Genomic DNA, 26,924 nt, shown 5'->3' with positions numbered 1-26,924 from the left:
ATTACCCCCGGGCCCGGTCATAGGCGACCGCTGCCGCTCTTTGCGCGAGAACACCCGCCGTGCTGGTCCGGAACGCAACCGTACCCCGTTTGTCGTCAATCGGGCTGCATACGGCCTCAACCGCGGCTCTGAGCGCCGTGACAGCACCCGCGTTCAGGTCGGTTCCGACGATGGCATCGGCTGCAGCATCTGCCAGGCGTACTGTCGGCGCGACAGCTCCCACCGCGACGCGGGCCGTCGTGATCACACCGTTTGCGTCCACCGTCAGGCTGACGCCGGCGCTGGCCACCGCGATATCCATCTCTGTGCGCGGAATAAACCGCAGATAGGCATCGCCCGAACCCTCCGGGCGCGCAGGAAGGAACACCGACGTGATAATGTCGCCACGACCGAGCGATGTTTTCCCCGGCCCTTTGGGGATTTCCTGCACCGGCACATCGCGAACACCTTCGGGTCCGTGCACGCGCACCACGGCGTCAGCAGCAAAGAGCGCAGGCACACTGTCTGCCGCAGGCGAGCCGTTGCACAGGTTGCCGATCATCGTGGCCCGCCCCTGCACCTGCGTTGACCCGATAAGGTCCAGCGCTTCGGCGACACCAGGCCAGAGCGCACAAACGCCTTCATGCTCGTTCAGTTCAGCGCCCGAGACCGCCGCACCAATGCGAAATCCGCCGTCTTCGGCGCGGATATCGCGCATACCATCAAGATGCTTGAGATCAACAATCAGATCCGGCTCTACGACCTCTGATTTCATCTGCACCAGCACATCCGTGCCGCCGGCCAGAATGCGGGCGATGCCAGCCTCGGCGGCGAGCATCGCGGAAGCCTGATCGAGGCTTTCCGGTCTTTCGTATCTCATATCTGCAACCCTGCTGTTTTCGGATCATTTGTCCGGCCGGAGCCTGCAGACATCTCTGTGTCCCGTCCGGGCGGCTGTCCCGGCCAACATGGCGATTCCAGCAGGCAATGGCAACGGCGCGGATGGCATTTCGGAACGGAAACTGCCGCACCGGACCGGAGAGCCGGTGCGGCGCCAAACATGAAGATGATCCGGATATCCGGTCGCCCTGACGGCGACAGCGACAGCATTCTGAGACCGCCGGGTCATCGGCGCTCTCAGGGTCTTTTTTACCTAGCCTGCTTTGGTCTTTGTGTGCGGCAGAATAAAGTTGGCCATATATTTGTGGCCGGGCACAATATGACCGAACGGGAATTTGGCATAGTGTTTGTGTCCCGGAACGATGTGCCCAAACGGGAACTTCGCCATAAATTTATGGCCCGGCACCAGCAGCCCGAAGGGGAAGCGGCCATAGCGGCGGTTGTGGGGCACAAGGAAACCAAAAGGGAAACGCCCGTATCGTTTGCTGTGCGGCACAAGGTGATCAAAAGGGAATTTCGCCTGGTATCTGTGCCCCGGGATCAGGGCGTTCTTACCCTGCTTACCATTGATCAGCAGCGGGAACGGCCAGCTTGCCATGCGTTTGCCGCCCTTGATCAGCAGATCAAACGGGAACCGCCCGTAGCGTTTGGCATGTGGCACCAGGAAGCCGAAGGGGAAGCGCCCGTAGCGTCTGGTATGCGGCACGAGCAGGCCAAAGGGAAAACGACCATAGCGTTTGTCATGCCGGACCAGGTGGCCGAAGGGAAACTTTGCCTGGAACCTGTGACCCGGGATCAGATAATCGAACGGGAAGCGACCGTAGCGTTTGTTGCCCGGCAGCAAAAGGTCGATCGGCCAGTTTGCCATCCGCTGGTGTGGTTCGAAAACCATTTCTTTGAAAGGCTTGCGGCGACTGATCAGGCCAATCGGCCAGTCAGCCATGTGATGTGACGTGCTGTACGGGTCGCGGGGCCGGTACAGGAAATGGCGGTGATCACGCAGCACACTGCTGGTGGGCGGCCGGTCATCAGCGATTTTCGCCTCCTGAACCAGATCGCCCATGTCGGCAGCACCCATCCGGGCGGTAAGCTCGCGCGTGATTTTGGCAACGCCAAGAGGCTTGTAGCCTGCCCGGACCATGATCACTGCACCACCATCTGCCATTCTGTCCTGATAGGCTTTGGCCGTTTTTTCCGGGATCTGCATGCCGGTGAGCGTTTCCACCAGCCCGTCGGCCGACTCGTGCATGCTCAGAATTCTCAGCGGAAACCGTTCCCGGTGCAAAAGTTCGTGCCAGACCTCACGTGCCTGGGATGCGCTGTCGAAGTATCGCGTGATTACCGTAGTCATGGTGCCTCCACCGGGTTGGTTTGTGGGGTGCCAACAGGATGCACGGCCTTTGCGCGGGTCAGCCGTACTGTCAGCGGGACGGCCACCAGAATGGCCAGTGCGAGAAATGCAATCTCGGTCATGAATACAAAATTGTAGGGCGCATGCGGCGGAAGTCCCGAAAATTGCGGTGTTGCCACAAGAATGTCACGGGTAATGCCCGCCAGCGCCACGCCAATGCCCGCGCAGGTCGCCTGAACCGCGCCCCATGCGCCGATGGACAGTCCGGCCTGATCTGGCGGAGCGCTGCGGATCGTGGCAGTCAGTGTTCCGTGGCCGAAAAGACCCGCCCCGAGACCGGTTGCCAGGACCCCGGCCACAAAAAGTGCCGGACCGCCCAGAACGGATGACATGATGATTGCAGCAAAGCCGGGAATACCCGTCGCAGCCCCGACCGATGCCAGTCTGACGGCAGAACCACCGCGGCTCAGCATGCGCGAGGCAATCCCGAAACCGGCCAGCGTACCGCCTGCGAAAATTGCTGTGAGCTGTGTTGTCTGGGCGACCGAGAAACCAAGTGCCTGCCCGCCGTATGGCTCCAGCAGGACGTCTGCCATGCCAAATCCGAAGGTACCGCAGCCAATGACTGCCAGAAGGCGCATTGTCCCCGGCCGGGCGACCAGATCGCGCCAGGCATCCGCAAACTGCACCTGCGGTGCGCTGGCCATTTCCTGCGCGCGGTCCCGGTTCCGGCTTTCCTGTTTCCACATCGCAAAGAGGTTCAGCGCCACCGTCACGACCGCCGATCCCTGGATCACCTGAATCAGCCGGCCGGGTGTGTAATGCGTCAGCAGTGCGCCATAGATCAGCGCGCTGATGACCATGCCAAAGAGCAGCATGACATACATCAGCCCCACGACTTTCGGATGGTCCTTGGGTTTTACCAGGTCGGTCGCCAGGGCGAGGCCGACCGTCTGCACCATATGCAGTCCGGCACCGACCAGCAGAAATGCAAGAGCCGCAGAGCCCAGACCGACCCAGCGCGGCGCATCAACGGCCTCGCCGTAGCCCGACAGGACCAGCAGTGCAAAGGGCATAACGGCGAAACCACCGAACTGGTACATCGTGCCTTTCCAGATATACGGCACCCGCCGCCAGCCAAGGGCAGAGCGGTGGTTGTCCGAGCGAAACCCGATCAGGGTCCGGAAGGGTGCAAAAAGCAGCGGCATGGCCAGCATGCCCGCAACAAGCGTTGCAGGAACCGCAAGCTCGACAATCATCACGCGGTTCAGCGTGCCGACCAGCAGCACAAGCGCCATACCCACGGTGATCTGAAAAAGTGAGAGCCGTAAAAGACGGGAAAGAGGCACCTCTTCAGTCGCGACATCTGCAAACGGCAGGTAACGCGGCGCGACAGACGCAATCTTTCGCAGAGTGAAGGTGCGGTAGCTCATATGACCCGTCTCAGCTCTTCCGGTTCCTGGACCGCGCCATCATCAGAACGGCCACAGGACTCCGGAGGAAGTGCCCACGGGCGCGGACGCCCGGGGCATAGAACCGCCTAATCGGTGGCGATCACTTTTGGCGGAGCCGCTGAAGCCATGACCTCATGGGTCTGAAGCACCGCGCGCGCAACAGTCCCGTCCGGCAGGACAACTGTCACTTCCCTGGATCCGTCTGCACGGTCCAGAACATACGACGCTTTTGCTACATCAGCATCCGGAGCGATGGTCGTGGCCGCAGCCATTTCATCGCCGGTTCCAAGGGGTTGTCCGGACAGGAAGTCCGCCACCCAGGACGTGTTGCTGAGCACGGCCACGTGAACTGCAAAAGAGCCCACCGCAACTGCACCAAGAAACACTGGCACCCCTACAGCCGGGGGTACTACAAGCCACATCTTTGCATTGTTCATTTTCTAATTACCCCCTAGCCGAGCCAGGGCGTCGAAAACGCCACAAGAATGTGTGCAAGAAGCGCGATGCCACCGAATACACGGGTGCCATCAATGAGGTAGCTGTGAACCTCTTCAGCTTCTTTAAGGTTCAGACCTGTTGGCCAGACCTTATCTGGATCGTCGGACATATCCGATCTCCTCCATAGTTGAATTGGGGAGTGGAGAACGACCGTGCGGAGAAAAGGACGGCCACGCCCACACACCCACAACAGCGCTGCAGAACACCGCGGTTGATACCAAAAGTATGTCAATACTAATTGACACTGTAAATAGTAAACTAGAGTTGACACTTTTTCAGCGCAGCGGGTGTCAGGCATTGAAGCCATGAATCAAAGGGTTACCCCCGGATTTTTCACGGTCCGGCGGAACCGGCGGCGGGAACGAACCGGCACAACACCCTGAAGAACCCGAGACATGTCGCGAATATCTGACTGTATCTTCGTGTCAGTGTGCCGGACCACCCTGGGAGAGGCTCATTGCAGCAGGAGAAGCACGTCGCGTTGGCACGGGTCCTGAGTGATGCGCGCAATGACGGCATTGTCCACGGCGTTCCGGCCCGAAACGGCTGAAGGTTTACTGAAAAGGGGTATGGCGGAGCGACAGGGATTCGAACCCTGGAGACGGTCTCCCGCCTACACACTTTCCAGGCGTGCGCCTTCGACCACTCGGCCACCGCTCCGTTGGCGCGGTTTAGCGCGCCCGCACCGTGCTTTGCAAGAGGCAAATTTCGCGCTGCTGAAATGTCGTTTCAGCTATCCAGATGCAGATAAACGCGACGGTTCATCCGGCCTTTCTTTTCGCTTTTGCCCAGACGCACCCTGCCGATTTCGCCAAGACGCGCAACATGGGTTCCGCCACAAGGCTGCAGGTCCGTCGGCGCAGATGCCTCTCCGATGCGGATCAGCCGGATGCGTCCTGATCCGCGGGGCGGCTGTACGGTAAGCGTTTTCACCAGATCAGGCTGCGCGTCGAGTTCCTCACCGGTGATCCAGTCTTCGGTCACTGGGGCATCGGTCGCGATCATCGCATTGATGGCAGCTGCTGTGGCGTCCTTGTCCGTCAACGGCTCGGCCATGTCGAAATCGAGGCGCCCCTTGTCCGTACCGACCGACCCTCCGGTAACGCCGAAAGGAATGGCGACCGACAAAAGGTGCAGCGCGGTGTGAATGCGCATATGTCCATACCGCCGGTCCCAGTCCAGGCGCATGTTTACCGTCGCGCCGACCGGCGGGAGCCTGCCCGGGTCGTCGGGCACAAGAACGATTTTCCCGCCCTCAACTTTGACCGTCGTGGCAACCGCACAGCTTCCACCGTCCCAGTCCAGCCAGCCACTGTCGCCTGGCTGCCCCCCACCTGTTGGGTAGAATATGCAGGCGTCTGTGACGATACCGCCCTGGTCCGTATGGCACGTGACCGTCGCGCTGGCCTCCTTCAGATACGGGTCATCGCGAAACAGCATTCTGGTCATGACGTATCGTCCTTCAGCGCCTCCGGGTTTCGCAACCACACATCGCGCTGCGCAAAGGGGATCTCGATCCCCTCCTCCCCGAACCGCTTTGCGATTGCGTGGTTGATGTCGTTCTGGACACTCAGAATCCAGTTCACATCCCGAAGAATGACCCGGATTTCAAAATCCAGCGAATCCGCGCCGAACCCGGAGAAAACGACATTCGGTGGAGGATTATTCAGCACCATCGGCTGCTCCTCTGCGATTTCACGCAGAATGCCATCCACACGTTTTGTATCTGTTCCGTATGCCACGCCCACCTTCACGATCAGGCGGCCAACGGTATTGCCCCGCGTGTAGTTCGTGACCGTGCCGGAAATGAGATCAGAGTTGGGGACGATGACATCTGTACGGTCAAAGGTTTCGATCCGGGTGGCACGCACAGAAATGTCGCGCACATATCCCATCTGGCCACCGACCTCGATCCAGTCGCCCTCCGAAATCGGCCGTTCGACCAGAAGGATGATCCCGGACACAAAGTTGTTGACGATATTCTGAAGGCCGAAGCCGATACCGACAGACAGGGCACCGGCGACAATCGCGAATGCTGACAGATCAATGCCTGCGCCGGTTATTGCAAGCACTGCGGCAAGAAATATCCCAACATAGCCGACGCCTGAGACCAGCGCATTCTGGCCACCGATGTCCAGGCGGGTTTTGGGCAGAACGTTCTGGCGCAGCGTGTTCTGGATCAGGCGGGTCAGCCCGTACCCTATGGCAAATATGATGGCAAACTTCAGGAAATCGCCAGGAGACACCCGTGTCCCGCCGATATCAAAGCCCAGCAGAAAGAGTGTCCACAGCTCGGTCAGATCGGTGACGCGTGCCCCCCAGGTCAGCGCCAGAAATGGCAGCGCGGCAAGCACCAGCAGAAAACCCGCAAAGATCGCAACAAGCCCTTCGCGCGCCTCGGCGCCCTGCCCTGTGATCAGGCCATATACGTCTGCAAGAAAGCGTTGCAGTACCATGACCAGACCCAGGATCAGAAGACTGAGCACGGTGGGATAAAGCAGTGCATTGCCGGCTTCGGCATAGCCGGCGGCAGCCATCACAGGTGCCGTTACAGCAACGACTATCATGCCGGTGCCCAGCACGCGCAATACGCGGGCGATGCCGGTGCCGCGCGCCTGTTCATCCACATCCGGGTCGACATCGACCCGGTAGCTGCGCAGCATGATCCCCATCAGGAACAGCACAATCGCCATCAGAACGACAATCGGGAAGGATGCCACGGCAATGGACGCCGGTGCGGCCTGTTCCAGACCAAAAATCAGCTCGAGCAGGCCGCGTGTTACGAACAGCAGCGACAGCAGGAGCATATAAATCCGCGCCCGCGACCTGTTGTCATCCGACAGCTGGATCACAGCGTCGTCCTCGTGGCGCGGGAACAGCCGTTCGGCCAGCCATCTGAACCCCAGCAGAAGCGCACCCCAGAGCGGAATGACCTCAAGCAACTGGTCCATCCTGCTGCCTGCCATCCCGGTCATGCGAATAGCGTGGGTCAGCAACAGCAATCCGGTCAGGGGCAGAATGATCCGGAAAAGCGAGACCAGAAAACTCCAGACACCCGAACCGCGCCCACCCCAGCGCCGCAGCCATCCAAGCACCTTGCCCGCCCAGGGGCGTCCCCGGACGATCAGCGTCAGGGCCAGCGCCAGCAGGAAAAGAACAAGCGGCAGGCGGTCGCGCATCTGAGACTGCTTTACCGGATCGCCAAGGGCACTGATCTCGTCCCGCAGGTCGGTCCAGACCCGGCCCATATCCGCAATTGCCAGAGGCCAGTGCAGCGGATTCAGCGGCGAAGGACCGAGCGACAGCAGCCTTCGGGTCTGTCTCTCGCGGATGATCGTATCAATTTCACCGATCAGCCCGTTGGCGCGGCTGAAGGCCTCGTCAGCAACCCGAACAGGCGCAAGCAGCGTCTCGAGCTGTGCGTTCAGCTCGGCACGGCGCGCGGCAATATCCCCGGGTTCTTCGCCGCTCTCCGGCACGGGCCCGAGTGCTTCGATCTGTGCCTGAAGCGTACTGATACGCTCTGCATTTGCGATCCTGCGGGTGGAAAACTCTGAGCGGAATTCGACAATGCGCGCACGCAATTCCTCAAATTCATCATTGCTGACCTGTTCCTCTGTGACCCGCTCCTCGGCGCGCGCTGCAAAGTCATCCCAGAAGGGATATAACGGGTTTTCGTCTGTGTTCAGACCTTGTGCGACACCCAGACCGGCCCAGATAACCAGAACCAGCGTCAGGCATATCCGGGACAACCGCGTCATGAGTCCTCAAAAACAACCGGAATGTCCGCAAGCGCCCGGTCCAGCCAGTCAGGCACAGGCAGGCCTTTGCTGCGCAGGAACTCCGGATTGAACAGTTTGGACTGATAGCGTGTGCCGTAATCACACAGGATCGTCACGATCGTGTGGCCCGGACCAAGCGCGCGCGCGAGGCGCATCGCACCGGCGATGTTGATACCCGACGACCCCCCAAGACACAGGCCTTCGTTCTGCAGCAGATCGAACACAATGGGCAGCGCCTCGGCATCCGGCACTTTGTAGACCACATCGGGTGTGAAACCCTCGAGATTTGCGGTAATCCGCCCCTGCCCGATGCCTTCAGTGATCGAATTCCCGCCCGCCTGTTCGCCGGTATAGAGTTTGAAAAGACCGGACCCTTCGGGATCGGACAGGCCAACTTTCACGCCGCGCGGCTGGAGCGCCTCGCCCACACCGGCCAGCGTCCCGCCAGATCCGACCGCACAGATGAAACCATCAACCTTACCCCCGGTCTGCTCCCAGATTTCCGGACCGGTCGTCTCAACATGCGCTCGCCGGTTGGCGACATTGTCAAACTGGTTGGCCCAGATCGCACCGTTCGGGTCAGACTGGGCCAGCCGTTCCGCCAGCCGGCCTGAATACTTCACGTAATTGTTGGGGTTGGCATAGGGCACGGCAGGAACCTGAATAAGCTCAGCACCGGCCAGGCGCAGCATGTCCTTTTTTTCTTCGCTCTGGGTCTCGGGGATCACAATGACGGTGCGGAACCCCATGGATGCACCCACAAGGGCCAGACCGATGCCGGTGTTGCCTGCTGTGCCCTCGACGATCGTGCCTCCCGGACGCAGCGTGCCCTTCTCGATCGCATCACGGATAATGAACAGCGCGGCACGGTCCTTGACCGACTGGCCCGGGTTCAGGAACTCTGCCTTGCCAAGGATCTCGCATCCTGTGGCCTCACTGGCCTGGTTCAGCCGGATCAGCGGTGTGTTTCCGATAGCCTGCGCCAGATCGTTCATGACTTGCATGGATGTGCCCCTTATCACTGCCTGACCGATACCTAGCCCTGCAGACCGGTGACCTCAAGCCATTGCGCGCAACCGGTCACGGTGCCGTGCAAGCCAGTAGGCAGACATAATCAACGGTGCGTTGGCCAGTTGCAGCTGGTCGCACATCTGCATCAGGTCATCAAAGGCCATGACATGCGAACGGATGTCCTCTTCTTCCTCGGCCAGACCGCCGGTGCCTGTAACGGTGTCCGGCAGATCCGCAAAACCCACATAAATGTAGTAGAATTCCGACGAGTTGCCCGGAGAACAATAGGCTTCAGCCACAGGGAACATCTCACCGATCTCCAGACCCGCTTCCTCGAGCGCCTCGCGCCGTGCGGCATCCTGTGGCGCTTCGCCGGGGTCAAGCCGCCCCGCAACAGGCTCAAGCTGCCACAACGTGCGGTCGCCCCTTGCCAGCGGCCCCATGCGCATCTGCTCGACCAGCAGAACCCGGTCCCGTACCGGGTCATAGGGCAGCACAAGTGTGGCATCCGGTGCACGGAACACCGCGCGCATCACTTCGGGTGTCATGCTGCCGTCAAACCGCTCGTGACAGAGATCGTATTCCTCGAGCGCGAAGTAGTTCGCATAGGGGCGGCGCATATTCGCCACGGTCACGCTGCCGCTGAGCGTACGCGCGCCATGTACACTGTGTTCTGCGTTCATGGCAGACCACGCCCGCGCCCTGATCATCGGGAACATCTCCGAGATTTGCGCCGGCGTTTTGCTGTGCCGGTAGGTCATAACTTCCCTGGCGGCAATAACGCTGAGGCGACCATGCGCATCCGCCCATTCGCCTACCTGCCAGGGGCCCTGAAGGGTCAGAGTGTTTTTTGGCGGCATGTAGACCTGCACCCGTTGGCCGCCTTCGAGTGTGCCGTCTTCCAGCGTGTAACCAAATGCGCTTTCGTAATAATTCAGCCGCGCGAGATCATCGTCGCGCAGACCTTCGGCCAGTATACCTGTTGCCTTCGCACCGGCATTGAGGGCTATGGCCGGAAACGACCCTTCGGCCACCGCATGCACGGAGTATCCCGGCATCGCGGCGGGCGTCAGTGTCAGATGATCAGTATTGCCGGCCACCGCCTCAAGAAGCGGTGGGTGGCAGAGTGTTCCGAAGAAGAAGAGAGAGTGCGCCATGGCGCGCGCATATCAGCGCCAGGTGCGCCATGCAAACTCTGTCGCAAGCCCGGAAATGATGCCCCCGGCAATCAGGGTAAAGATCACCAGCGGGTTGATCAGCATCAGGGCATATTCAGCCATGAATTCGAAAATCGCCGCCAGCGCTACAAAGGCGCCGTTGTACCAGTTGTCCATGGCACGATCGAACATCTGATAGCACGAGTGAATAAAGAGGCCCCACAACACGAGCATCAGCGCGCCGCCGAAACCGTTGTTGATCGCAGCCGTAATGCCGCGGCCAGCGCGTTTGCCCATGACGACCCATCCGGTCAGCAGACCGATAAAGGCATTGTAATAGGCGAAGTTCCCGAATGCCGTGCTTTCCGGAAACAGCGGCATGACCTGAAAGGACACAATCAGCCCGAGCAAACCGATCAGGATGCCTGCAATGAGTTTTGCTGCGTCTGGCATAACCACTCCTGTGAAACTGCCTGTGTACTGCCTGCCTGTCGCCACACGGGCGCAGGTCAGCACTGTTTATTCCACACAGCTGGCTCAAAAAGGGTTAATCCGGGGCATTTTCAGGGAATTTTTCAGCCCGGGCGGCGCACCGTAATCTGGGTGACATCGCAGTTGGAGCTTTCAAAAGTCGACGCGCAGGAGGTCAGATAGAAGTTCCACATGCGGCGGAACCGCTCGTCAAAGCCCATAGCACTGACCTGATCCCACCGTTCGTTGAACGTCTCATGCCAGCGACGCAGGGTGATCGAATAGCTGTGACCAAACTCAACAGAGCGCTCAATCCCGAGACCTGCCCGGTGTATCTGTGACTTCAGCGCGCCCGGGCTGGGCAGCATACCGCCCGGAAAGATGTATTTCTGGATGAAATCGACACCGCGCTTGTAAACCTGCCACCGGCGGTCAGCGACAGTGATGATCTGCAGGGTGGCGGTTTTGCCCGGCTTCAGACGTTCGCGCACGGTATCAAAGTAAACGGGCCAGTATTTCTCGCCGACAGCCTCGAACATTTCGATGGATGCGATCCCGTCATAGGTACCGTCCTCGTCGCGGTAATCCTGCAGCTTGAAGGTAACAAGATCAGAAAGACCTGCATTTTCAATGCGTTCTCTGGCGTATTTAAACTGCTCTTCGCTGATGGTGAGCCCTGTGACCTTCAGCCCGCGCTCTTTGGCAGCATATTCGGCAAACCCACCCCAGCCGCAACCGATCTCAAGGATATGATCGCCGGGTTTGACGCCCATCTGATCCACCATGGACCTGTATTTTGCTGTCTGGGCATTTTCGGTGCTTTCCTGACCTGTCTCGAACAGCGCCGAAGAATAAGTCATCGTGTCATCCAGCCACAGGCCATAGAACTCGTTGCCCAGATCATAGTGATAACTGATGTTCCGCCGCGCCTGCGTCTTGTTGTTACGCTGAAGCCAGAAGCGGAATTTTTCAAAGTTGCGCACCAGCGCCATACCAGGAAAACCGTCGTAGATGTCTTCGTTATCCGCGTGCACCAGATCCATAAAGGCCTGAAGATCAGGGGTAGACCACCAGTTGTCGAGATAGGCGTCACAGAATCCCAGATCACCTTCCCGGATCAGACGGGCAAAGAGATCGTCGTTGTGAATGTCCATCTCGGCCACAGGTCCGGGGTGCCTGCCCTCTGCACGAAATCGCCGGCCATCCGGCAGAACAAAATCAATGCGGCCGTTGTTCATCTGCTGCGACATTGCAAAGACACGGGCAAAGTATCGCGGCAGTCCGGTCTGGCCGTCAGTGGAGGTGAGGATCATAGATCGGTGTTCCGTTCGTTCTTGCGGCATGGCAGTTTACAGAAATACGTTAACCTGAGACACAGAGTTTCAGAAGCCCCTGTTTTCGTAGGCAGAAAGCGCGATTTTGCGACCTTCGTCCGCGGGCACTACCGGAGCGGGATATCTGTCGTCCGGTGACAGCCCCCACGATTGCGGAATGGCCCTGTAGAAGGACACAGCCGTGTCTGACGGGTCTTTGTACCCTTCGGCAATCCACCGGCGGACATAGGTTTTGTCCCCATCGAATTTTTCGAGCTGTGTGACCGGGTTGAAGATGCGGAAATAGGGAGTGGCATCCGGGCCTGAGCCAGCCGACCACTGCCAGCCCATCGCATTGCTGGCAGGGTCCCAGTCGATCAGGCAGTCAGCAAACCAGTCCAGACCGATTTTCCAGTCCGTCAGCAGGTGCTTGGTCAGATAGCTGGCCACGATCATACGGCCGCGGTTGTGCATCCGGCCGGTGACGTAGAGTTCGCGCATCGCGGCATCGACAAACCGGATACCCGTCCTGCCCTGTTTCCATGCCACAACTTTTTCAGCCTGGGCATCGGTGTTCCAGGGAAAGGCGTTCCAGTCCTCTTTCCAGTTCGATGTCAGGATATGCGGCGTGTGATGCATCAGGTGATAGGCAAACTCACGCCATACCAGCTCCTTCAGGAACGTTTCCGCCCCGGCGCGCCCCTCTTCCATTGCCCGCCGTCCGGCATGCCAGCACTGGTGCGGGCTTATCTCTCCCAGCGCCAGGTTCTCGGACAGCCCGGAGGTTCCGTCGACACCCGGCAGGTCGCGCGTCGTATCATAGCGCGCAACGATATCTGACATGAACGTCTGCAGACGGTCCTGGGCTGCGTCCTCGCCCAGCCGGACCCAGGGGCGCACCACGTCGGCACCCCGGTTCATGGCATCGCTCATGTGCCAGTCGTCCAGCGCATCGCCCAAAGGCCAGCTGTCAGGCGCGGCAAGTGTTGCGGGCGCGGGCACCGGTGCCTCGACATCCCGTGTCTTTACGGAGTTCCAGAATGGTGTGTAGACCCGGTAATACCCACCGGTTTTTGTCTCAACCGTCCAGGGTTCAAACATCAGATGGCCACCGAAAGAACGCGCGTCGACCCCCGCGTCCTTCAGATTTGATTTTATCTCGCTGTCCCGCGAAACCGCGTCCGGATCATAAAGGCGCGACCACCAGACAGCACCGGCACCGGTTTCTGCAATCAGTTCGCGCAGAACAGCCAGCGCATCCCCGCGCCGCAGGATCAGACGGCTGCCGAGAGCGTCAAGACGCCTGGCAAAATGCCCGACACCAAGCTCCAGACGCCATTTCGGGGCTGCGCCGAGTTCTTCAACCTGTTTGTCATGGATGAAAACAGGGATGACAGCTCGCCCTGTCGCAGCCGCCGCAGCGAGCGCGGCATGATCGCTCAGACGAAGATCACGGCGAAACCACAGAATTACCGGTGAACTGCTCAAACCCTGACCCTTTCCAAAGTCTTAACTGGAATACGGATGCCATGAGCACATGGATCAGGAAAATCTGCTCAAAGAACACGATCCAGCGCAACGGTCAGTTTTTCGACTTCTGCACGGGTGGTGTAATGGGTGAAACTCAGCCGCAGTACACCGTGCCGCATATCCACCCCCATCGCCCCGAGCGCACGCCCGGCATAGAAATCGCCGCCTCCGGCCATAATCCCATGCTCTGCCAGCGCTGCAGCCACCTCTTCGCCATCCCGGTTCAGCGACAAAGCCACAGTCGGCGCACGGTTTTCGGCCCTGTCGGGGCCCAGCAGCCGGACAGAATTGCGCGCTGAGACCGCATCCAGAAGGGGCTGAAGCAGGGACACTTCCTGCGCACGCATCAGATCATGCACAGCCTGTCCGCGCACAGTGGGCGCCGCGTCTTCGTCGAAATGATGCGCGTAAAGCGTATCAACATAGTCTGCCATGCCCGCGCAGGCCGCGACCTGGGCATGATCCGGCCCGGCGGGCGTGAAGCGTTTGTACAGACTGTCCCCGTTAAAGTGATGCCCCTGGTTGGGCAGCAGTTCTGCAAGGGTGCGCCGGATAACCATCAGGCCCTGGTGAGGACCGTACGTTTTGTAGGCCGAGAACAGATAGATGTCCGGTCCCAGCGCACCCACATCCGGAAACCCGTGCGGCGCGTAGGAAACGCCGTCGACGCAAGTAAAAGCACCCGCCGCGTGCGCCAGCGCGGTGATTTCCGTCACCGCATTGATCTCTCCCACCACGTTGGAGCAGTGCGGGAAACACACAAGACGCACGCTTTCGTCCAGCAGGTTCTCCAGATCATCCGGATCCAGATGGCCGGTATCCGGACTTATCTTCCATTCACGGATTTCGATTCCCCGTTCGGCCAGGCGCCGCCAGGGCCCTGTGTTTGCCTCGTGGTCCTGATTGGTGACAACGATGGCCTCACCCGGCTGCATCATCCCGGCAAAGGCCTGGGCCAGCACATATGTATTCTGTGTCGTCGAGGGGCCAAAGCTCAGCTCATCCCCGGCCACGCCCAGAATGGCCGCCATCCGGGTGCGTGCCTCATCCATCTCCTCACCGCCGAGACGGCTCGCCTCGTAGGGTGCATAGGGCTGGACCTTGCGCTCGGTATAGAACCGCATGAGCCGGTCAATCACCTGCCGGCAGGTATAGGAACCGCCTGCGTTTTCAAAGAATGCCTGCCCTGCAAGAGCCGGTTCACCAAAGGCCGGAAACTGCGCCCGGACGAAGTCTGTATCAAGTGTCATGCCCGCACCGTTGTCCGGTCAGGCGCTGGCGTCAAGAGGCCGGTTTCCACAAAAGCTGACCGGCCATGTATGTCGCAAACCTGTAGTCTGTACCGCGCTGACATCTGCTCCGGGGCGACACATGCTTCTGACCCTTAGAACCGGTCTTTTCGGTCCCGGTCGCCGTACACCGGGAGACCCGGATCTGACGTATTTCCGGAACGCGAAAGCTCAGAGAGTTGTGACAGAGCCCTGTCCTGCGACCCGGAACCAGTCAGCGCACAGAGCGAAGTCAGTCCTCCACCGGTCAGGGAACACATCTGCCGGCGAAGGCTGCTGGCAATCGGTCGTGCGACTTTAAAAACTCACCGGGCCACCGGTCTGTTTGTGATCATGCCACGCCCGCTCTGCGCCGGCCGGCCCGCGCCAGACCATACCGGGCCGCGGTGAGGGCCTCTTGCCTTCTGCACAACTGAGTGGGCGACTTTGCCATCATCGGAAACGTGCCTGCCGCTCTGCCATTAGGCAAATGCCCTCGTGTGGCCGCTGTCTATCTGGCTGGCATCTGATTATCAGGCTGAAAATCCTTACCTGCCAGCAGAGCCGCCGCCGCAATCATTAGGCCACCGCATATTTTGTTCAGCAGGCCGAAAGAGAACTGGCTGAGCGCTGCAGCAGCCCGCTGCCCGAGCCAGGCCCACAGAAGCAATATGGCGCCGTCGACGGCCAGATACGTGATGCCCAGAAGAACAAGCTGGGGCAGTACGGGCATCGCAGGGTCGATAAACTGCGGAAAAAGGGCACCGAAAAAAACCACTGCAAAAGGGTTCGCCAGAGATGTCACAAAGCCCTGCCGGAACAACCGGAATGCCTGACCGGACTGATCGGCTGCAACATCACCGGGTCGGGCACGGGACAGCAGAAGCTGAACGCCAAGCCAGACCAGATAGGCAACACCCAGCCATTTTATCCAGACGAATGCTTCGGCCGACGTGGCGATGACAGCGGCAAGTCCGAACGCCGCGCAGGTCATCTGAAGGCTGTTTGCGACGAGATCTCCGGCAATTGTAAAGGCACTGCGCCGCAGTCCGTATCTGACACTGTTTGAAATAATGAGCAGCTGGCTGGTGTCGGGTGGTGTCGCAAAGAAAACCGCGACCGCCGCGAGGTAGATCAGATAAGTCTCCATCAGCATCGTCGCATTCCATTGCCCGCCAGAGTCAGGCTACGGCCGATGTAGCAGATCGGTCAATCTGTCATAGCCGCAGTTGCCTGAGGCAGCAGGGAGTTCACCCGCCCGACCGGGCGGCCCGGCTGTGGTGGCCGGGGGCTGCCACCCGGCACGGGCGCCCCCCCTGGCACAGAAACATCAGGCATTTACGTCGACAACGACCCTGCCCTTGACCTGGCCTTTCAGAATGTCAGCACCCAGCTGTGGCAGGTCAGAGAGCGTGGCGGGCTGTACCATCGCTTCAAGCTTGTCCATCGGCAGGTCGTCCGCAATACGCTGCCAGGCCCGCAGACGGTTATCATAAGGCTGCATCACCGAATCGATGCCCAGCAGGTTCACACCGCGCAGCAGGAACGGAATGACGGTGGCCGGCAGCCCGGCCCCTCCGGCAAGGCCGACAGCCGAGACCGACGCACCATATTTCATCTGCCCCAGCACGCGGGCCAGCATTGCTCCCCCGACAGCATCGACACAGCCCGCCCAGCTTTCAGCCTCGAGCGGGCGTTTGACTGTTTCATTAATCTCTTCGCGGGCAACGATCTGGGTGGCACCGAGCGATGTCAGATAGTCTGCGGTTTCAGGACGTCCTGTGACACCCGCAACTTCATGGCCCAGAGCAGCAAGGATCGCCACAGCGACCGACCCGACACCACCGGCAGCGCCCGTGACCAGAACCGGGCCGTCACCGGGTCTGAGACCGTGATCCTCAAGTGCCATTACGGCCAGCATCGACGTAAAGCCGGCGGTGCCCACCGCCATCGCCTGACGTGTATCAAGGCCATCGGGCAGCGGCACCAGCCAGTCGGCCTTTACGCGCGCTTTCTGGGCATATCCACCCCAGTGCACCTCGCCGACGCGCCAGCCGGTCAGCACGACCTTGTCACCGGGTTTATAGCGTGAATCGTCCGAGCTTTCGACGGTACCGGCGAAATCGATGCCCGGCACATGCGGATAGTTCCGTACAAGACCACCACCAGGCCCGATACACAGACCATCCTTGTAGTTCACAGTCGAATACTCGACTGCAACAGTTACATCGCCTGCGGGCAGCTGTTCGGTACTGATTTCCTGTACAGCCGCCGAGGTCTTGCCGCTGTCCTCATCCTTGCTGACCACCAGTGCGTTAAACATCGTTATCTCCTTCCGGGCGCTCGGCCCCGTTTGTCATCATTTCCGGTCGTGCCGCAGGGGCGTTACCTGTCTGGTATCAGATCCAGAACCCAGGCTGAACCGTTGCGCGCCGCATCCCGTCAGGCGTTTCGACCTCAAGTTCGGTGCCGGTGTCCCAGTGGGTCATCCGCACCATGCCGATTGATACATTGGTATGATAGTCCGGACTCCACGCCGCGGAGGTAATCTGTCCGACGCGGCGCCCGCTGGCAAAAAGCGGCCATGCCCGGTCAGAGCCAGGCACCGGATCGCCGTCTATCGCAATGGCGCGCACCTGCTGAACCGGCCCTTCCTTTGCAACCCGCAGCAATGCGTCCCGGCCGATACAGCCGATAGCTGTCTGCGTGTCGCAGAACCGGCCGAGGCCGCATTCGTGCGGCGTGTTGTCGTCCGTCATGTCATTGCCGTAAGACAGCAACCCACCCTCGATACGCTCGATCGCATTGGGGCAGCCGGCCCGAACCTGCAGGTCTTCGCCCGCGGCGAAAAGAGCGTTCCACAGCGGCATTCCCAGATCGGCGCCCTCAACATAAATCTCAAAGCCGCCCTGCTTCGAATAACCGGACCGGGCCACCACCAGCTCCCGGCCTTCGAACTCAAAGAGGCCGAAACGAAAGAACTTTACGTCTCTGATGGTCTCGCCAAAGATCCGCACCATCAGCTCGTCTGCCTTCGGGCCCTGCACCGCCAGCGGCGAAACGTCGGGTTCGTCGACCAGCACATCCAGTCTGTAACCGTTTGCGATACCCTTGACCCAGAGCAGCAGGTCACTGTCAGCAATAGAAATCCACCAGCGGTCTTCGGCCAGTTTTACAGCAACGGGATCGTTGAGCATTCCGCCGGTCTCGTCAACGATCGGCACATAAAAACAGCGGCCCGGCAGCATGCCCCGCAGGTCGCGTGGTGTGAGCATCTGCATCAGGCGCGCCGCATCCGGGCCACGCAGCTCGACCTGGCGTTCGACCGATACGTCCCAGACCTGAACATGGTTTTTCAGGTGGTGGTAATCCGCCTCAACACTTTCGAAAACTGTTGGCAGCAGCATCCGGTTATAGACCGTGTACGCCTTGACGCCGGCGGCTTCGACACCGTCCGAGAAAGGGGTCCGGCGCAGGCGGCGGGAAGGAGAAATAAACGCCATTTCAGGCATCCTCTGGCATGAGAAAGAGATCAGAGACCGGCGCTGTCTGACCCGCAGCGGTCAGCATGGCGTGGATCTGGCCCCTGTGGTGGGTCTGGTGGTTGAAGAAATGCACAATAGACGGGGCCAGCGGCGCTCTGACATCACGGTCCAGAACGCTGGAGTAAAATGACAGCTCGTTGGTCATATCCAGTTGCCGCAGACTGTCAGCCCAGTACCGGATTTTGCCGTCCATACGGAACCTTTCTGCTGCCCAGGATCCTACTGTCGGATGGATCTGTGCACTTCCGGATATATCCGCCTTTGGTTTTTCAACCGACGGATCAAACCGGCTCATCCACATGGTATCGCCCCAGAGCAGATGGTTGGCAGTCTCCAGCAGACTGCCGAAGAATGCGCCTCTGTTCTTTGTCAGTTCCTTGACCGGCAGAGACTCAAGCAACGGGATCAGCTGGCTGTTCTGCCAGCTGTTGTAACGGGCCATGGTCCGCACATATCCCGGGTCGATCACGCCTTGGGACCTTTCCAGTCGATCGGACAGATCTCCGCCGATTTTCCGCCAAAGTCCCAGACACGTCCGTAATCGCGCACCCGGCTTTTCAGGCCGGTCGCTGCGATGATGTCGGGACCCATCCAGTATTTGGAGTTGCTGACCATAACGGGATGCGCGGGGTCCTTGCCCGCAACCATCTCGATCTCACCCTGGATCTTACGGCCGATCATGATCGACCTGCGGTTACCCTCGCGTACAATCTCGACAGGTGCGCGCTCGGCACCGATGATCTCGCTCACCAGCATCGTAAAGAGACCGGTCGTGCCGCCCGCAGCGCCCGAGAAAATCTGGAGAATACCGTTATAGGCCTTTCCGGTGGCGCGTTCGTCGACATAGGCGGCCACTTTCCAGTTCCCTTCGCCCATGCGGCCCGGAATATCGACCAGCAGGCCGATGTTCAGACCGGCAAGGCTCTCGCCCTCATAGTGACCCTCGTCAATGGCAATCGCCATCCAGGCATGACAGTGACCTTCGGTTGGTGGGTGCGCACCAAGGCTGACCACACAGGGGCAGAAAACCGTACAGGAGCAGTTCAGGAAAAGCTCGCCCTTGATGGCCCATTCCGTCGGAGTTGACTGCCGCCGTTTGGGGTTCGGCATTCTCTGGTCGATGCGCTGACTGATTTTCAGCCGGTCCGCATCGGGCTTTCTGTTGGTCGCCATGTCCTATCCTCCCGTAAAGATGTGCCAGACCGGCAGGGCGAGACCTGCAGGAACCAGCGCAAAGCCCATTGGCCGTGTCACATAATGCCCTACCTGAGGCAGCTTTTCGATCACCATGAAAAGCGTGGCGAGTCCCATCCAGGCGAGGTTCATGACCCCGCCGACAAATCCCAGCGCCATGAACCCCCAGCAGCAGCCGACGCAATAGGCGCCCAGACCGAGACCCATGCGCAGACCGCCGGCAAAGCCGGTACGCCAGTGCCCCAGGAAATACATCGCCGGTGCATGACAGACACCGTGACACAATTCTTTGGTGCGGGTGAACTGAAAGAGGCCAACTGCACCCAGCAGCCCACCGGCAAACCACGGCGATTTCGCAATGCCAAGCATGTCGACGACGCCGCCGAAAAGCAGAGCGAGCTGCGCGCCGGTGATCAGCGCCGCAAAGGCGACCCAGACGATGAAATATCCCAGCAGAACGGCCAGCCACCCTGCCCGCGTGCCGTTGGCACTGTGCATCAGGTCCTCATAGGCCCGCAGCGTCGGCACCAGCGTTGGCAGCATCATTGCCGCCATCATGATCGCCCACATCGCAAACAGCGGCCCGAAGTTTGCCATTGGCATGTACATGGGCATCCGCGGGTCCATCGCCGCCATGCGCGCGCCGATTTCACCCGGGCGCCCCAGCAGATCAACGTCCATATCCACACTCATGGCATACATGACCCACCACGCCGCGAGGATCGCCGCGAAGAAGCCGAGCCAGAGAGTGGAGCGGAGTATGCCCTGCATGGTGAGTCCCTTGTTCTTGCCTTTCAAATGCCAGACAATTAGAAAACGGGCAAACAATAAATGTAAGACATATGAAAATTGATCCTGACAGTCCTGCTGATCTGTCCGCCCAGATTGCGGGTGCCATCCGTGATGCAATTGTTGACGGCACACTGATCGTCGACGAACGCCTGCCCTCGGAGGCTGAACTGGCCGAGCACTTCAATGTGTCCCGGCCGACAGTGCGCGAAGCGCTCAAGCGGCTCGCGGCTCAAAGCCTCATCCGCACGCAGCGCGGTGCCACGGGTGGCGCATTTGTGAACCGCCTGAGCTTTGAGGCCGCCTATCCGCAGCAGATCACCACTTCGACCCTGCTGCTCAGCATGAACGCGGTTAAATTCGAGACCGCATGCGAAGCACGCTATGCGCTGGAACGGGCCTGCGCACCGCTGTCTGCGGAACGGCGGACCCCTGACCACCTGGCCACGATGCGCGCAGAAATTCACCGTCAGGGCCAGCCCGGCCTCACGGACGAGGCTTTCTGTGCGTCAGACGTGGCCTTTCACCGGGCGCTGGTGGATGGCGCCTGCAACCCGGTGCTGAGTTATCAACTCGCCGGCGCGGTAGAGGCGATGCAGCCGCTGATGAATATGATTACATTTACAGCCAGATCCCGCAGCAGAATCGTCGAAATCCACACTGCAATTGCCGATGCCCTTGAAGAGCATCACGGCCTGAAGACACAGGAAGCCCTTTCGTCTCTCGAACAGGAAACGCAGGCGCTTGCAACGAGTGTCTTTGAAGCAAAGGCGCGGGCAGCGTCAGAGTGAGCCGTCAGGCCTGCCGGGTCTTGTCGTAACTGTGCCGCGGGCGGCTTCTTCGGCAGCCGCACGTTCGTCGAGCGATGCATCGACAAGATACTGCAGCGCACGCCAGATGTTCTTCATGTGTCGGGCCGACCCGGGCTGACTGTGTTTGTCGATCAGTTCGCCGATACGCATCAGTGACAGTGACTCGCTCTGCTCAATATCATCCCGCACTTCGTCCATAACCGCATCGGCCAGGTCAAAAAAGGAACGGACAATATGCGCTTTCTCGGCGTCACTGAGCACAGTGTCGACCGCGAACACGTCTTCTTCGTCTGACAGCCCCGGATGGTCGGACTTGCCGGTTGAGATAAGGCTCGAAGACATAGAGGTGTAGGATCGCACTGAATTCTGGAAGGCGGAATTAACATTCCGTAAAGATATTCTCAACCTTAAGTGTAGTCAGAAAGATGTCAATACCAGCGCCGGGCCGGGCGGCTTCTGAACAGAAGTTTTTCTGCTGTTTTTGTCGCCGTCAGAATGGCCTCTATCTGCTCGGGGCGCCAGCGATGGATATGAGGTAACATCGCGCAGACGGTTCCGGCAGCTTCGCCGTTTTCACGGAACATCGGTGCTCCGGCGTACGACCCTATACCCAGTTCAGAAACGGCCGGGTTCCCGCGAAGCAGTGGGTGGTTGAAAGCGTCATCGACGACCAGAGGGAACCCCATTGCAACTGTGTGTTCGCACACCGGATACCCTATGGGCAGCTCGTGACGCAGATGCTCTGGCAGGCGCGGGCCGCGGTGCGCATGCACCACATGTCGATCCTCCAGAGTTTCGGTTATCAGAACGCTGCCCGCGCCAACACAGCGCAGCAGCCATCCTGCAACATCGACCGCAGAGTCTGAAATTCCGATGCCTGACATCGCAACCTCCGAACGGGCAGGAAACGCCTGGTGCGTAACACTCCCGGAAAATTCCAATAATTCAAATCCACGGCAGCCGCGTACGACCACCGCGTAAGGCCACAAGGCAGCACACACAGCGCGCCCCGGTACCGGCACAAAATAAAATACGCAATTTACAGTTGCCGGCTCTCCCTCCGACACATCAACCATAACACAGACGGGCAGGTTCCGGAAGTCTGATGACGCATTTACCTCATTTCTACCACTGATTGAATCGTTGAATATCAATTCCTTTCGCAGTGTTCTTGCAGTTGCCGGGAAACCACCTAGATCTCCGGCATGGGAGAAATCGTAAGTATCATCTGTTGTGTGCTGACCATCGCCTTCGGCCTTTTCGGGTTCCTGGCACCGCGGTATACGGCTGCAGCTCTGGACCTGGAAACCACCGGATCAACGATGGGGCTTTCAGAACTCCGCGCCTCTATGGGCGGGTTGTTTGTTATTGCAGGCGCAGCGGCCATTGTTATCGGTGACCCGGTTGCCCATGCGATGATCGGCTTTGCTTTTGTCGGTGCTGCACTGGGTCGTCTGGTGTCGCTTGCGCTGGACGCGCCTCCGACGCAGAAAGTGCTGATTTTTGGCGGAATTGAAGCCGCCCTGGCCGCATCTCTGATCGGGTTCAACCACACTGCTGTGTTCTGAGCCGCGTTGCCACTTCAGCTTACCAGCGTAAGTTTATGATATATAAACGATAAATATGGACTCTGAATATTTCCGCCTGCACTTGAGCAATACGGCGAGTGCCCCTATATTGGAAATGTTCTTCGGAACTATGGGCATAAACGTGCACGGAATAAGCGGATCGGACCCGGGGGCGGTACCCGGCGGCTCCACCAACATCCTTCATTTGAGGATCATGGGGCCGAAACAGGATCGACGAACGTGTAAAGGTGTGGCTTTGTCCCGGTGAGATACCACCGTTATCGGTTCAAAATGTACAATTGCAAATGACAATCGTGCTCCGGTGGCAATGGCTGCGTAAGCAGTCGGATCTACCGAAATCTAAGTCCTCTCGCCTAGCCGCGTGAGGCGGGGTTCGCAGGCACCTGGCAACAGAAGCCTGCACTTCCCCTCACTGTCGGCACCCGGCGTTTCGGAGGTCTGTTAAGACATCTGCAACTGGCGCCGGTGTATCATCTGCGCGAACGGATATGATACAGATGACTCCAAACCTCAGCATCCTCAGAGACTGGTACACGCGCGTCTGGGAGAACAGTGATCTTGATGCAATGGATGAGTTGCTGTTGCAGAACACTGAAAACTCCCATGCCGGTGGCTACAGCCTGATCCCCAACCTTGTGTCCGAGCCGAATGAGCTGCGGGAATGGATCACTGTTTTCAACAGCCTGGTAGAAGATATCCGCGTTACCTTTGTGCGAACCACTGAGCAGGGCGACTGGATCAGTGTGATGATGGAAATTCACTGCCGGCAGATCGGGACAGACAAAACGATCTGCGTCAATCAGCAGGTCACAGCTCGGATAGCCGGAGACAGGATTGCTGAAAGCTATCCGGCCTTCGACTTCATCCGTTTTTTTGAACAGCTGGGTCAGCTGCCGGCTGATTGTCATGCTCTGCTGCTGACCGGAACCCGCCTGCACTGACAGCGATTGACCGATGTTGCGTTACATGGCATCACCGTGTGGTGGGGCTTCGCGATCGCCCCGTGAGGCTCCGGCCCATTGATCGCATCCTGTTCACGTTGAGGATGCTTTGCCATGGCCCGTTTCCGGAATATTTCCCCCGATGCACTGATGCGCATGATCGGTACGCCGTCTGCGCCGGTTCTGATTGATGTCACGCTGGACGAAGATTTTGAGAAAGACCCCTGTGTGATCCCAACGGCCAGGCGATACCCGCATGACCGTCTGGAAGCGCTGGTGCCGGAGCTGGCCGGGCGGCATGTCATTACGATCTGCCAGAAAGGCCTCAAGCTCAGCCAGGGTGCAGCGGCGCTTTTACGTACGGACGGCATCCGCGCCGAAGTACTCGAGGGCGGGAACGAGGGCTGGAAGGCTGCTGGCCTGCCCCGCATCCCGGCCGCGGCCCTGCCAGATCCCCTGCGCGGCAGTCGGTGGGTGACGCGCCACAGGCCGCGTGTCGACCGGATCGCCTGCCCCTGGCTCATCCGGCGTTTTGTCGACCCGGCTGCGCGCTTTCTCTTTGTGCCGCCATCAGAGGTAGAAGGTGTCGCCGTGCATTACGGGGCAGTATCCTTTGATGCCCCGGGCGCGCGGCGGACCCATCAGGGTGGCAACTGTACATTCGATGAAATGCTTGCAGGCTTTGGCCTGAAGACACAGCCGCTGGCGCGCATGGCACGTGTCATCCGCGGCGCAGACACAAACATGCATGACCTTGCACCGGAGGCTGCCGGCCTGATGGCGCTGTCCGTTGGCCTTGCGCGCATGTATTCCGACGATGCGGCGCAGCTGGAAGCAGGCCTGTCCCTTTACGACGCACTCTATCGCTGGGCGCGCGACGGGCAGTCAGAAACAACCCACGCACTGCCAGAGGCTTCATGAGCGCGCCGGAGTATCAGGAGATGTTCCGCGTTTTCGGACGGATTGGCCTGCTGTCGTTTGGCGGCCCCGCAGCCCAGATCGCGCTGATGCACCGTGTACTGGTGGACGAGCAGCGCTGGCTCAAAGAGCAGGACTATCTGCGCGCCCTCTCCCTGTGCATGTTGCTGCCAGGACCGGAGGCGATGCAGCTGGCAACCTATACAGGATGGCGGATGCGCGGTGTACCAGGCGGCCTGCTTGCCGGCGTGCTTTTCGTACTGCCCGGGGCGCTGGTGATACTCGCCCTTGCGCTTGGCTACGCCGTCTATGGACAGGTCCCCCTCGTCCAGGCCGCTTTTACCGGTGTCAAAGCCGCAGTCGTCGTCATCGTGCTGCAGGCGCTGCACAAGGTGGCCCGTCGGTCACTTCGGTCCCCTGTGGCCTGGACACTGGCCCTGCTGGCCTTTCTGGGGTTGTTCCTGCTCGGCCTGCCCTTCCCGATAATCGTGATCGCCGCCGGGATCTGGGGATATGCAACAGCGACGGGCACAGCACCCGCAGACACACCGCCACCACAAAACCCGCAAAGCCTGAGAACACTGCTGATCTGGGGCGCGCTGTGGCTGTTGCCGGTCGCTTGCCTTCTGGCTCTGGATCAGCCTTTCCTGTCTGATGTTGCTCTGTTTTTCTCCAAACTCGCAATCGTTACCTTCGGCGGGGCCTATGCCGTACTGGCATGGATGACGCAGGCCGTTGTCACTGATTTCGGGTGGATCTCGACCGAGCAGATGATAGACGCTCTGGGGCTGGCGGAAACGACACCCGGCCCGCTGATCCTGGTGACTGAATTTGTGGCTCTGCTGGCAGGATACGCGCAGGGCGGGCTCCCGATGGCGCTCGCGGCCGGCGCTGTGGCCCTCTGGGTGACGTTCACACCGTGTTTTCTGTGGATCTTTCTCGCGGGTCCGTATCTCGATGTGATCAGTGCGCGCCCGCGGCTTGCAGCAGCGCTTGAAGCGATTACCGCAGCGGTGGTCGGGGTCATTCTGAACCTCGCCGTCTGGTTTGCCATCCATGTAATCTTCAGCCACGTCGAGACAGACCGGTTTCTGGCCGCTCCCCTGCCCGTTCCGGCGTCGGTTGATCCCGTTGCGGTTCTGCTTACTACGCTTGCCGCCACGCTGATGCTGGTTCTGCGCCCTGGCATCCTGCCGACGCTGGTTTTGATGGCACTCTGCGGACTGCTGACCAGTCTCTTCTGATTTTGCCGGAATTGCGGATGCTGCCTCTTTCCTCCGCTGATGAATCAGCTATGCTTTGCGTGTCTGACCGCGCGGGGGAACCCCATGAGCCGAAGCATCGACTACGGAAACCTAATGCACGACGCCATGCGTGGCCTGATCCGCAAGGTTCTTCAGGATGTGTCAGACAATGGCCTGCCTGGCGCGCACCACTTTTTCATCACTTTTGACACCAGCCACCCGGATGCAGAGCTCGCCGACTGGCTCTCTGACCGGTATCCCGGCGAGATGACCGTGGTCATGCAGCACTGGTACGATAATCTGGATGTCGGAGAAGAAGGCTTTGCGGTTACGCTGAACTTCGGTGATGCGCCAGAGCCGCTTTATATCCCCTATGACGCGATACGCACGTTTGTGGACCCGTCTGTTGAGTTCGGCCTGCGGTTTGAAACCCAGCAGGACGACGAAGGGGACGAAGACACCTCAGATGAGGCGTCACCCTTGCCGGCAAAACTGCCAGCTGCCCGCAAAAATGACGATGCGGTCAACACGGTTTCAGAAGACGGGGATGACAAACCCGGGGATGCAGAGATCGTGTCGCTGGACAGCTTCCGCAAATAACCTCAGATCTTTTTCAGAAACGTGGTCACAGTACGCTGTATCTCGCCATTGCGGACCGACTGATATTCGAGCGTCAGGCCGCCTTCGGTCAGGGTGCGGTTGAACTGCTGGATTTCGTACCCCCCGTCCTCGGCCACGAAAAGTGAATAGACGCTGAGTGTGTCCCCATCAATCCGGCTCCACACATAGGGCTCGCCTTTCATGGGATCCAGCTGGACCGAATGACCGAACACATTGCGCTTCATTGCAGAAGCAAAGACATCGGCCCGGTCGCTGGGGACAAATTCGATGGAATAGGATTTTTCTTTGGCCGTTCCGTTCGGACGATAGGTCGTTGATGTCCAGCTGACGGTATACCCTTCCTGTGTCGTGCCGATCGTGACGCTCATGTCGCGCGGTCGCGTCGAGCCATCGGCGGACACCACATCCGCGCTGCCCTCGTAACTCCCGACAAAGCGTTCAATATCGGCCTGAACAACGGATGCCACGAGAACGAGTGCCATGACAGCCAGGCAGCGCATCAGGAACAACCGGGTCGCAGCCAGAGACCTGTTCATATTGATCTTTCCTCCTAAACG

28 protein-coding genes, 1 tRNA gene and 1 other RNA gene are annotated in these 26,924 nt (G+C 59.6%); 7 read left to right on the top strand and 23 right to left on the bottom strand.

Annotated elements, in window-relative coordinates:
- Position 1 precedes the first annotated feature (1 nt).
- The 20 genes from Q0792_RS01065 to Q0792_RS00970 all read right to left on the bottom strand — a co-directional run bounded on the left by Q0792_RS01065 (position 2) and on the right by Q0792_RS00970 (position 20,224).
- Positions 2 to 859 (bottom strand): xanthine dehydrogenase family protein subunit M, encoded by an 858-nt coding sequence (locus tag Q0792_RS01065; RefSeq protein WP_298835755.1) that lies wholly within the window; start codon positions 857 to 859, stop codon positions 2 to 4.
- Positions 860 to 1,132: 273 nt separating this feature from the next.
- Positions 1,133 to 2,230, bottom strand: coding sequence for a PucR family transcriptional regulator (locus tag Q0792_RS01060; RefSeq protein WP_298835754.1), 1,098 nt, complete (start codon positions 2,228 to 2,230; stop codon positions 1,133 to 1,135).
- Positions 2,227 to 3,663 (bottom strand): PucC family protein, encoded by a 1,437-nt coding sequence (locus tag Q0792_RS01055; protein ID WP_298835753.1) that lies wholly within the window; start codon positions 3,661 to 3,663, stop codon positions 2,227 to 2,229. Before Q0792_RS01055 ends, Q0792_RS01060 begins: the two co-directional genes overlap by 4 nt.
- Positions 3,664 to 3,770: 107 nt before the next feature.
- Positions 3,771 to 4,121, bottom strand: a complete 351-nt coding sequence (locus tag Q0792_RS01050; protein ID WP_298835752.1) for a light-harvesting protein — start codon at positions 4,119 to 4,121, stop codon at positions 3,771 to 3,773.
- A 14-nt stretch (positions 4,122 to 4,135) separates the two neighbouring features.
- Positions 4,136 to 4,291 carry a light-harvesting protein gene (locus Q0792_RS01045; protein WP_298835751.1) on the bottom strand — a complete coding sequence of 52 codons (156 nt, stop codon included), beginning with the start codon at positions 4,289 to 4,291 and terminating at the stop codon, positions 4,136 to 4,138.
- A 461-nt stretch (positions 4,292 to 4,752) separates the two neighbouring features.
- Positions 4,753 to 4,842 (bottom strand) — tRNA-Ser (locus Q0792_RS01040).
- Positions 4,843 to 4,911: 69 nt separating this feature from the next.
- On the bottom strand, positions 4,912 to 5,631 hold the full coding sequence (locus tag Q0792_RS01035) for an alanyl-tRNA editing protein (protein WP_298835750.1): 720 nt from the start codon (positions 5,629 to 5,631) through the stop codon (positions 4,912 to 4,914).
- Positions 5,628 to 7,943 carry a DUF3772 domain-containing protein gene (locus Q0792_RS01030; RefSeq protein ID WP_298835749.1) on the bottom strand — a complete coding sequence of 772 codons (2,316 nt, stop codon included), beginning with the start codon at positions 7,941 to 7,943 and terminating at the stop codon, positions 5,628 to 5,630. The genes Q0792_RS01035 and Q0792_RS01030 overlap by 4 nt, the downstream gene beginning before the upstream one ends.
- The gene (locus tag Q0792_RS01025) at positions 7,940 to 8,968 is read right to left on the bottom strand and encodes a cysteine synthase A (protein ID WP_298835748.1); all 1,029 of its coding nucleotides are present in this window, start codon (positions 8,966 to 8,968) and stop codon (positions 7,940 to 7,942) included. Before Q0792_RS01025 ends, Q0792_RS01030 begins: the two co-directional genes overlap by 4 nt.
- A gap of 54 nt (positions 8,969 to 9,022) precedes the next feature.
- Positions 9,023 to 10,132 (bottom strand): NUDIX domain-containing protein, encoded by a 1,110-nt coding sequence (locus tag Q0792_RS01020; RefSeq protein ID WP_298835747.1) that lies wholly within the window; start codon positions 10,130 to 10,132, stop codon positions 9,023 to 9,025.
- Between the two features lie 12 nt (positions 10,133 to 10,144).
- On the bottom strand, positions 10,145 to 10,585 hold the full coding sequence (locus Q0792_RS01015; RefSeq protein WP_298835746.1) for a TrgA family protein: 441 nt from the start codon (positions 10,583 to 10,585) through the stop codon (positions 10,145 to 10,147).
- A 122-nt stretch (positions 10,586 to 10,707) separates the two neighbouring features.
- The gene (locus tag Q0792_RS01010; RefSeq protein ID WP_298835745.1) at positions 10,708 to 11,916 is read right to left on the bottom strand and encodes a cyclopropane-fatty-acyl-phospholipid synthase family protein; all 1,209 of its coding nucleotides are present in this window, start codon (positions 11,914 to 11,916) and stop codon (positions 10,708 to 10,710) included.
- Positions 11,917 to 11,985: 69 nt separating this feature from the next.
- Entirely contained in the window at positions 11,986 to 13,404 is a 1,419-nt protein-coding gene (locus tag Q0792_RS01005) for a deoxyribodipyrimidine photo-lyase (RefSeq protein WP_298835744.1), read from the bottom strand.
- Between the two features lie 68 nt (positions 13,405 to 13,472).
- On the bottom strand, positions 13,473 to 14,696 hold the full coding sequence (locus tag Q0792_RS01000; RefSeq protein ID WP_298835743.1) for an aminotransferase class V-fold PLP-dependent enzyme: 1,224 nt from the start codon (positions 14,694 to 14,696) through the stop codon (positions 13,473 to 13,475).
- A 529-nt stretch (positions 14,697 to 15,225) separates the two neighbouring features.
- On the bottom strand, positions 15,226 to 15,870 hold the full coding sequence (locus Q0792_RS00995) for a LysE family translocator (RefSeq protein WP_298835742.1): 645 nt from the start codon (positions 15,868 to 15,870) through the stop codon (positions 15,226 to 15,228).
- A gap of 174 nt (positions 15,871 to 16,044) precedes the next feature.
- The gene (gene acuI / locus Q0792_RS00990) at positions 16,045 to 17,037 is read right to left on the bottom strand and encodes an acryloyl-CoA reductase (RefSeq protein ID WP_298835741.1); all 993 of its coding nucleotides are present in this window, start codon (positions 17,035 to 17,037) and stop codon (positions 16,045 to 16,047) included.
- Between the two features lie 76 nt (positions 17,038 to 17,113).
- Positions 17,114 to 18,217: a dimethylsulfoniopropionate demethylase gene (locus tag Q0792_RS00985; RefSeq protein WP_298835740.1), complete on the bottom strand. Its 1,104-nt coding sequence runs from the start codon at positions 18,215 to 18,217 to the stop codon at positions 17,114 to 17,116.
- Between the two features lies 1 nt (position 18,218).
- Positions 18,219 to 18,701, bottom strand: a complete 483-nt coding sequence (locus tag Q0792_RS00980) for a DinB family protein (protein ID WP_298835739.1) — start codon at positions 18,699 to 18,701, stop codon at positions 18,219 to 18,221.
- A gap of 23 nt (positions 18,702 to 18,724) precedes the next feature.
- Positions 18,725 to 19,432 carry a DUF1326 domain-containing protein gene (locus Q0792_RS00975; protein ID WP_298835738.1) on the bottom strand — a complete coding sequence of 236 codons (708 nt, stop codon included), beginning with the start codon at positions 19,430 to 19,432 and terminating at the stop codon, positions 18,725 to 18,727.
- A 3-nt stretch (positions 19,433 to 19,435) separates the two neighbouring features.
- A complete protein-coding gene (locus Q0792_RS00970; RefSeq protein WP_298835737.1) occupies positions 19,436 to 20,224 on the bottom strand; it encodes a DUF2182 domain-containing protein in 789 nt (262 codons plus the stop codon).
- 71 nt (positions 20,225 to 20,295) lie between these two features.
- Between Q0792_RS00970 and Q0792_RS00965 the strand changes: the two genes are divergently transcribed.
- Entirely contained in the window at positions 20,296 to 21,033 is a 738-nt protein-coding gene (locus Q0792_RS00965) for a GntR family transcriptional regulator (protein ID WP_298835736.1), read from the top strand.
- Here Q0792_RS00965 and Q0792_RS00960 read toward each other — a convergent pair.
- Both Q0792_RS00960 and Q0792_RS00955 read right to left on the bottom strand, forming a co-directional pair.
- Positions 21,025 to 21,396: a hypothetical protein gene (locus Q0792_RS00960; RefSeq protein ID WP_298835735.1), complete on the bottom strand. Its 372-nt coding sequence runs from the start codon at positions 21,394 to 21,396 to the stop codon at positions 21,025 to 21,027. The genes Q0792_RS00965 and Q0792_RS00960 overlap by 9 nt on opposite strands.
- 86 nt (positions 21,397 to 21,482) lie before the next feature.
- Positions 21,483 to 21,938, bottom strand: coding sequence for a GAF domain-containing protein (locus Q0792_RS00955; protein WP_298835734.1), 456 nt, complete (start codon positions 21,936 to 21,938; stop codon positions 21,483 to 21,485).
- Between the two features lie 321 nt (positions 21,939 to 22,259).
- On the opposite strand from Q0792_RS00955, the gene Q0792_RS00950 reads away from it, so the two are divergent.
- The 6 genes from Q0792_RS00950 (at position 22,260) to Q0792_RS00925 (ending at position 26,346) form a co-directional block, all read left to right on the top strand.
- On the top strand, positions 22,260 to 22,622 hold the full coding sequence (locus Q0792_RS00950) for a DUF4345 family protein (RefSeq protein ID WP_298835733.1): 363 nt from the start codon (positions 22,260 to 22,262) through the stop codon (positions 22,620 to 22,622).
- A gap of 78 nt (positions 22,623 to 22,700) precedes the next feature.
- Positions 22,701 to 23,047: a transfer-messenger RNA gene (gene ssrA, locus Q0792_RS00945) on the top strand.
- A gap of 93 nt (positions 23,048 to 23,140) precedes the next feature.
- Complete coding sequence (locus Q0792_RS00940; RefSeq protein ID WP_298835732.1) at positions 23,141 to 23,584, top strand: nuclear transport factor 2 family protein; 444 nt, start codon at positions 23,141 to 23,143, stop codon at positions 23,582 to 23,584.
- Positions 23,585 to 23,698: 114 nt separating this feature from the next.
- Complete coding sequence (locus Q0792_RS00935; RefSeq protein WP_298835731.1) at positions 23,699 to 24,505, top strand: chromate resistance protein ChrB domain-containing protein; 807 nt, start codon at positions 23,699 to 23,701, stop codon at positions 24,503 to 24,505.
- A complete protein-coding gene (gene chrA, locus Q0792_RS00930) occupies positions 24,502 to 25,746 on the top strand; it encodes a chromate efflux transporter (protein ID WP_298835730.1) in 1,245 nt (414 codons plus the stop codon). Before Q0792_RS00935 ends, chrA begins: the two co-directional genes overlap by 4 nt.
- Before the next feature lie 84 nt (positions 25,747 to 25,830).
- A complete protein-coding gene (locus Q0792_RS00925; protein ID WP_298835728.1) occupies positions 25,831 to 26,346 on the top strand; it encodes an SspB family protein in 516 nt (171 codons plus the stop codon).
- 2 nt (positions 26,347 to 26,348) lie between these two features.
- Here Q0792_RS00925 and Q0792_RS00920 read toward each other — a convergent pair whose 3' ends face one another.
- Positions 26,349 to 26,903, bottom strand: coding sequence for a hypothetical protein (locus tag Q0792_RS00920; RefSeq protein ID WP_298835726.1), 555 nt, complete (start codon positions 26,901 to 26,903; stop codon positions 26,349 to 26,351).
- Between the last annotated feature and the right edge of the window lie 21 nt (positions 26,904 to 26,924).

The sequence above is a fragment of the uncultured Roseobacter sp. genome (genome assembly GCF_947495025.1).
Classification (GTDB): domain Bacteria; phylum Pseudomonadota; class Alphaproteobacteria; order Rhodobacterales; family Rhodobacteraceae; genus Roseobacter.
The sequence above is the reverse complement of the archived record's forward strand: the minus strand, read 5'-3'. Positions and strand labels throughout refer to the sequence as shown.

Coding starts and splice junctions, on each gene's coding strand:
- Q0792_RS01065 (WP_298835755.1), bottom strand. CDS start 859: ATGAGATACGAAAGACCGGAAAGCCTCGATCAGGCTTCCGCGATGCTC.
- Q0792_RS01060 (WP_298835754.1), bottom strand. CDS start 2,230: ATGACTACGGTAATCACGCGATACTTCGACAGCGCATCCCAGGCACGT.
- Q0792_RS01055 (WP_298835753.1), bottom strand. CDS start 3,663: ATGAGCTACCGCACCTTCACTCTGCGAAAGATTGCGTCTGTCGCGCCG.
- Q0792_RS01050 (WP_298835752.1), bottom strand. CDS start 4,121: ATGAACAATGCAAAGATGTGGCTTGTAGTACCCCCGGCTGTAGGGGTG.
- Q0792_RS01045 (WP_298835751.1), bottom strand. CDS start 4,291: ATGTCCGACGATCCAGATAAGGTCTGGCCAACAGGTCTGAACCTTAAA.
- Q0792_RS01035 (WP_298835750.1), bottom strand. CDS start 5,631: ATGACCAGAATGCTGTTTCGCGATGACCCGTATCTGAAGGAGGCCAGC.
- Q0792_RS01030 (WP_298835749.1), bottom strand. CDS start 7,943: ATGACGCGGTTGTCCCGGATATGCCTGACGCTGGTTCTGGTTATCTGG.
- Q0792_RS01025 (WP_298835748.1), bottom strand. CDS start 8,968: ATGCAAGTCATGAACGATCTGGCGCAGGCTATCGGAAACACACCGCTG.
- Q0792_RS01020 (WP_298835747.1), bottom strand. CDS start 10,132: ATGGCGCACTCTCTCTTCTTCTTCGGAACACTCTGCCACCCACCGCTT.
- Q0792_RS01015 (WP_298835746.1), bottom strand. CDS start 10,585: ATGCCAGACGCAGCAAAACTCATTGCAGGCATCCTGATCGGTTTGCTC.
- Q0792_RS01010 (WP_298835745.1), bottom strand. CDS start 11,916: ATGATCCTCACCTCCACTGACGGCCAGACCGGACTGCCGCGATACTTT.
- Q0792_RS01000 (WP_298835743.1), bottom strand. CDS start 14,696: ATGACACTTGATACAGACTTCGTCCGGGCGCAGTTTCCGGCCTTTGGT.
- Q0792_RS00995 (WP_298835742.1), bottom strand. CDS start 15,870: ATGCTGATGGAGACTTATCTGATCTACCTCGCGGCGGTCGCGGTTTTC.
- acuI (WP_298835741.1), bottom strand. CDS start 17,037: ATGTTTAACGCACTGGTGGTCAGCAAGGATGAGGACAGCGGCAAGACC.
- Q0792_RS00985 (WP_298835740.1), bottom strand. CDS start 18,217: ATGGCGTTTATTTCTCCTTCCCGCCGCCTGCGCCGGACCCCTTTCTCG.
- Q0792_RS00980 (WP_298835739.1), bottom strand. CDS start 18,701: ATGGCCCGTTACAACAGCTGGCAGAACAGCCAGCTGATCCCGTTGCTT.
- Q0792_RS00975 (WP_298835738.1), bottom strand. CDS start 19,432: ATGGCGACCAACAGAAAGCCCGATGCGGACCGGCTGAAAATCAGTCAG.
- Q0792_RS00970 (WP_298835737.1), bottom strand. CDS start 20,224: ATGCAGGGCATACTCCGCTCCACTCTCTGGCTCGGCTTCTTCGCGGCG.
- Q0792_RS00965 (WP_298835736.1), top strand. CDS start 20,296: ATGAAAATTGATCCTGACAGTCCTGCTGATCTGTCCGCCCAGATTGCG.
- Q0792_RS00960 (WP_298835735.1), bottom strand. CDS start 21,396: ATGTCTTCGAGCCTTATCTCAACCGGCAAGTCCGACCATCCGGGGCTG.
- Q0792_RS00955 (WP_298835734.1), bottom strand. CDS start 21,938: ATGTCAGGCATCGGAATTTCAGACTCTGCGGTCGATGTTGCAGGATGG.
- Q0792_RS00950 (WP_298835733.1), top strand. CDS start 22,260: ATGGGAGAAATCGTAAGTATCATCTGTTGTGTGCTGACCATCGCCTTC.
- Q0792_RS00940 (WP_298835732.1), top strand. CDS start 23,141: ATGACTCCAAACCTCAGCATCCTCAGAGACTGGTACACGCGCGTCTGG.
- Q0792_RS00935 (WP_298835731.1), top strand. CDS start 23,699: ATGGCCCGTTTCCGGAATATTTCCCCCGATGCACTGATGCGCATGATC.
- chrA (WP_298835730.1), top strand. CDS start 24,502: ATGAGCGCGCCGGAGTATCAGGAGATGTTCCGCGTTTTCGGACGGATT.
- Q0792_RS00925 (WP_298835728.1), top strand. CDS start 25,831: ATGAGCCGAAGCATCGACTACGGAAACCTAATGCACGACGCCATGCGT.
- Q0792_RS00920 (WP_298835726.1), bottom strand. CDS start 26,903: ATGAACAGGTCTCTGGCTGCGACCCGGTTGTTCCTGATGCGCTGCCTG.